Source organism: Deltaproteobacteria bacterium (genome assembly GCA_019309045.1).
In the GTDB taxonomy this organism is placed as follows: Bacteria; Desulfobacterota; Syntrophobacteria; order BM002; family BM002; genus JAFDGZ01.
In genome coordinates this window covers 1-4,789 of sequence record JAFDGZ010000142.1, presented here as the reverse complement: position 1 = coordinate 4,789, position 4,789 = coordinate 1, and the positions used below count along the sequence as shown (strand labels likewise).

Below are 4,789 nucleotides of genomic sequence, written 5' to 3'. Positions count from 1 at the left end.
CTTCCTGACTACCTGGATCGACCACAGGTGGTAACCCGCAGCAGCAAGAACGAATTGCACATTGCCGAATTCGCCGTGTGGGCCGAGCCTCTGGAAAACAATTTCCGACGAGTGCTGGCTGAAAACCTGGCTCTCCTGTTGCCCACAGAGCGACTCCTCACCTATCCCTGGGATGCCAATACAACCCTCGATTACCAGATTGTGATTGACGTCTCTCGCTTCGATGCAGAACTCAGCGGCAGTGCCGTGCTGGTTGTTCGCTGGAGCATCCTGGGGGAAAATGGCCGAAAGGTATACATCGCCAGAGAATCTACTTTGAGAAAGGTTCTGGCAGTAAACAGTTATGAGGCCCTTGCCAGCGCTGAGAGCAGTCTGCTGGCAACCTTCAGTCAGGAGATTGTCAAAACCCTGGTTTCCATAGGAGAAAAAAGGAGTCCTGGTTCTGAATGAAAAGAAGATCTCCGTGGGGCGCAAAATAAAGAGAAGCAAAACTCACCCTGGCAACGGTCTCAAAGCTATCGCGAGAACAGTTGCTCAAGAGGAATTTTGATGCGTAATGGCTTGTTTTTCCTTTTTCTAGTTTTTTCCTGTATCTCCCTGACCGTTCCGGCCAAGGGCGAGCCCCTCAGCAAGGTATTTCAGCGAGTCAACCCTTCTGTAGTGCTGATCCTTACCAGAGAGCGCGGCTACGCCACCATGATTCGCGGGGAGGGTGTTGCCACCCAGGGACTTGCTTCCGGAGTGGTAATTTCCAAAGATGGCCTGATTATGACGGCTGCTCACGTGGTGCAGGTGGCGGACGAAGTAAACGTCTCTTTTGCGGATGGCGCCATGGTGTCGGCAAAAGTAGTAAACTCGGCACCCCAGGCCGATGTTGCTCTGCTCAAGCTCGAGAGGCAGCCTTCGAATCTGGTAGTAGCTCATCTGGGTGACTCCAACAAGGTGCATATAGGCGACAGAGTTTTCGTGGTCGGCGCACCCTACGGCATGGAACATACCCTCACTGTGGGCTATCTGAGTGGTCGCAGAAGACCTCCAGGGGCCTGCCCGGGGCTTCTGCCCATTGAATTCCTGCAGACCGATGCAGCAATCAACAGAGGCAATTCAGGCGGCCCCATGTTCAATATGGACGGTGAAGTCATCGCCATTGTCAGCCGGATACTCACTCAGTCAGGCGGCTCAGAAGGCCTGGGCTTTGCCGTCAGCATCAACACCGCCAGGGAGCTGCTCCTCGAGCAAAAATCATTCTGGAGCGGCCTGCAATTTTACCTGGTCTCAGGCCCGCTGGCCAAAGCCCTGAATGTGCCGCAAGAAGCTGGCTTGCTGATTCAACGGGTGGCAACAGACTCCCCTGGTTACAGACTCGGCCTACAGCCGGGCAATATTCCTGTAAGGCTGGGCAATGAAAAACTACTGCTCGGAGGGGACATTATCCTGGAGGTTCAGGGCATAGCAGTTTCCACAGACGAGCAAACCGGGTGCGAGATTCGCCAAAGGATAGGCGGCCTCTCCCGCTTTGAAGTAAAAGTATTGCGTGCAGGCAAAATTCTCCGCCTCTCCACCACAATAAGAGGACGCCAGTGATCACTTCTATTGCGAGCAGTTCGCGGGCCTTCCATGGCCCCGGCAGCGAACGCTCGAAGTTGACCTTTATATTCTCGGGAATACCCAGGGGATAAGCGGCTTATATTCTTCTTCTGGCAAAGGACTGCCACACACTGAGAAGACGAACAGCAACCATGGCGGTAATCAGCCTTGGTACCCACAACCAGAAAGGGCTCAAACCCATGGCCAGGAAAAGGCTAGGGTCTTCTAAGAGAGAATGGTTTATGCCAATTGACAGGTGAAGCCCTTCCAGTTCTTCGCTCTGCAAGTATCCCTCTCGGGCCTCTTCCACGATCACGGCCGCTCCATAGGCCAGACCAAACATGGCAGCGGTTATCCACAAGACGCCGGCCTGGTGATTGAGACCGAGCACCCTCAATAAAGGGCGAAGTAACCGGACTATATGGGAGATCCAGCCAAGTTTTTTCAACGTCTCGAGGAGAATCAGGACGCTCATAATGATGGCGAATATTTTGAGGCTGAGCCTGAGGGTATCCAGGAGCCATGCGCTGAGCACTGCACTCAGTGGCCCGGCACCTGGAGCAACTGCCATCCCATGAGCAGGAGCTGCTGCTGTTACCTGGAGAAAATGTGCCGAAATCATCACTGTTACAGTGGCTGCAATCAGACGAAATATTGTGGCTTTCAGCGGATGAAGTCCTGATTTTCCCTGGATGGCCCCTTCTTGAATGAGGTTGTGGGCAATGAGCAGGAAAATGGCTATGAGGGTCATCTGCTCTTTGGAAAGCGGCAGAACAACCATGACTGCGAGAGCGCCGTAGATTCCGGTGAGCATGCCAATCAATAATGGCAGGGCGGCAATGCCCGGCAGGCTGAGCCAATCCATCACTGGCTGAACCAGATGGTTGCGCTTGTGAATCAGCCCACTCCAGGCCAAAAGAGCTGTGGCAAAGGAAATTGGCACCAGAATCTTCATCATCCAGACGAAGCCGTGCATTCCCTTCCGGACGCCGGAGATGAGACCCTGCCGCAATATGGTTCGATAGCTGTTCATTGTCAAATGGCAGGAACTTGTGAACCCCCTCTTTCCTCAACCTGTTATCTAGTGCCGCCAGACTGAATAGATGAACTTTTCTATTAATTCATGTATCAAATAAGTATGAGCATTACAGGCTTATTGTCGACAATGCTAGTCTACTCTAGCCAAGAAATCAGTCTATCCTGCCTTTCCGGGTTTGCAGACCTGTCAGTTTGGCGTCCACTGCAACTAGCTCCTCTACAAGCCGCACCTTCTTGACATAACCATGAGCTGCAGCTAGGCTGGAGACAATTTTTCTTCATCAGGCGGAATCATGCTGCAGGACGAATACATCTACCAGGAAATCCTGGAACAGGAGAGCATAGCTCTCCAGCACCAGCAACTTTCCCGGCCAGAGTGGCCTGTCCATGGCGGCAGGGTAATCATCACGGGTGCAGGTGATTCCTATTGTGCTGCTCTGTTTGGCCAGTGGCTCATAGAGCAGCACAGGCCCATCGAGGCACTGCCGGCTCTGGAGGCCAGCCGCGCTGCTCCTGATCTTGGCAAGAAAGACCTCCTCATTGCCATCAGCGTTTCCGGTTACACTCCCCGGGTGCTCGAAGCAAGTCAACGCGCTTTAGCAGCTGGAGCTGAGCTGGCGGCAATAACGGACAATCCTCAAAGTCCTCTAGCCCAAATAGCAACTAACCTCTGGCCCATATATGCCTCGCCGGTCAAAGAGCTGCAATACTCCAATTATGATGATGAGATGGCCAAACAATATGTGGGTTATCATCACGACGTTGCCCAGACGAAGAGTTTCTGGGCAGTTCTATTGACGCTCGTGCGGGCGGCCTCCGTAGAAATGGACTGGCAAGTCCTCTGGCAACATACCCGCACCTTGCTTGCCCCCAGTTTTTATCAGCCACTTGTCAGCCAGGCAGGGGAGTGGGCCAGGAGCCAGCAGACTTTTTTCCTGGGCTGTGGCTGGGCCAAGATAGCAGCGCGTTTCGCTGTTTACAAAATGTACGAGTTCAACCGCCTTGCTCATTTTACCGGGATCGAGGAATACTGTCATACTCATTATTTCATCACCCGTCCCGGTGATACCATAGTCTTTCTGATAGATGATTTTGACAGTGCCAGGAGGGCAGTAGAAATTGCACCCGTACTGAGGGATATGTTCTCTGCGCGCATCATCTGGCTGCAGCAAGGAACGGCTGGCAGCGATTCACTGCCTGCCGCTTTTATGGATTGGCTGTACTTGCTGCAGACACCAGAAACCAACCAACCACTCCAGCGCTTTCTCAATACGATTCTAGCACTGGAATGGTTCACATACAGCATCGGCCGCGTGGGGGCGCCCAATATCAACACCTTTCATGCCGGCTACGATACGGAGCGCCTGGTAGCAGGCACCCTGCAAACTATCCGCAGTTCTACTGTTCGAGTTTGCAAGGCGCGCTGAATGGCTGCCCCGTTTCCTGGTTCGGCCAGATTTACAGGCCAAAGCGATAATAGCTCCAAGGAGTCGCCTGTTAGCGCGGCGAAGGGGTGCTGGCCCCTGCCTCAAAGGTACATGAGGCAAAATCAATCTCGGCTCCGCACTTGGGGCAGGTGTGGGACTTGTTGAATTCGTCTGAAAAGATCTCTTTTTCTGCACCGCAGCTCGTGCATTTGCAGACAAATGACTTCAGGTTCTTGAATGATTCCCACCCCGGGCAGTGTTGTGGTGTAGTGGTCATTTTATTGCTCCTTTGCAGTCTGGATAATTATGCAAAATGATGTTTTTTGTTTGCAACTCTGAAATTAATGTATCCATTAAAATTCATGAAGTCCAGAAAAAACAGGGAGCCCCCGGGCTTGGCACGGAGTTTGTTGTCAAAGGAATATTATTTGCATATGAAATTAAGGTGTAGTAATGATATAATATCCAAAATCTGGCGCAGGCCATCTTCCATTACGGCCCGGGCACTTTGCAGAAGGAGGAACCCCCATGCAGACCATGAAACGAAAACCTCTGGTGATGTTGGCAGCTGTCCTGGTGATACTGGCCATGACAGCCAGTCCCCTGATGGCTGTGGAGCGCAGAACCTTTTCCGGCGAGACATCCGCTGAAGGAATGACCTTTGACCTTATCGTTCTCAGGCCTGTGGGGCTTGCAGCTACGGTTATTGGCACTGCGGTATTCATTGTTTCCCTGCC

Annotated in this window: 5 protein-coding genes; 4 read left to right on the top strand and 1 reads right to left on the bottom strand. The window is 52.6% G+C overall.

Going from position 1 to position 4,789, the window contains the following annotated elements; genetic code table 11:
* A partial coding sequence (locus JRI89_16710; GenBank protein ID MBW2072873.1) for a membrane integrity-associated transporter subunit PqiC occupies window positions 1-450 on the top strand: 450 nt, incomplete at its 5' end.
* Between the two features lie 99 nt (window positions 451-549).
* Complete coding sequence (locus tag JRI89_16705; GenBank protein MBW2072872.1) at window positions 550-1,584, top strand: trypsin-like peptidase domain-containing protein; 1,035 nt, start codon at window positions 550-552, stop codon at window positions 1,582-1,584.
* Between the two features lie 100 nt (window positions 1,585-1,684).
* Here the strand turns inward: JRI89_16705 and JRI89_16700 are convergent, their stop codons facing one another.
* Window positions 1,685-2,620 (bottom strand): iron transporter, encoded by a 936-nt coding sequence (locus JRI89_16700; GenBank protein ID MBW2072871.1) that lies wholly within the window; start codon window positions 2,618-2,620, stop codon window positions 1,685-1,687.
* Window positions 2,621-2,918: 298 nt separating this feature from the next.
* Between JRI89_16700 and JRI89_16695 the strand changes: the two genes are divergently transcribed.
* Window positions 2,919-4,052, top strand: a complete 1,134-nt coding sequence (locus JRI89_16695; GenBank protein ID MBW2072870.1) for an SIS domain-containing protein — start codon at window positions 2,919-2,921, stop codon at window positions 4,050-4,052.
* A gap of 528 nt (window positions 4,053-4,580) precedes the next feature.
* A partial coding sequence (locus tag JRI89_16690; protein MBW2072869.1) for a hypothetical protein occupies window positions 4,581-4,789 on the top strand: 209 nt, incomplete at its 3' end.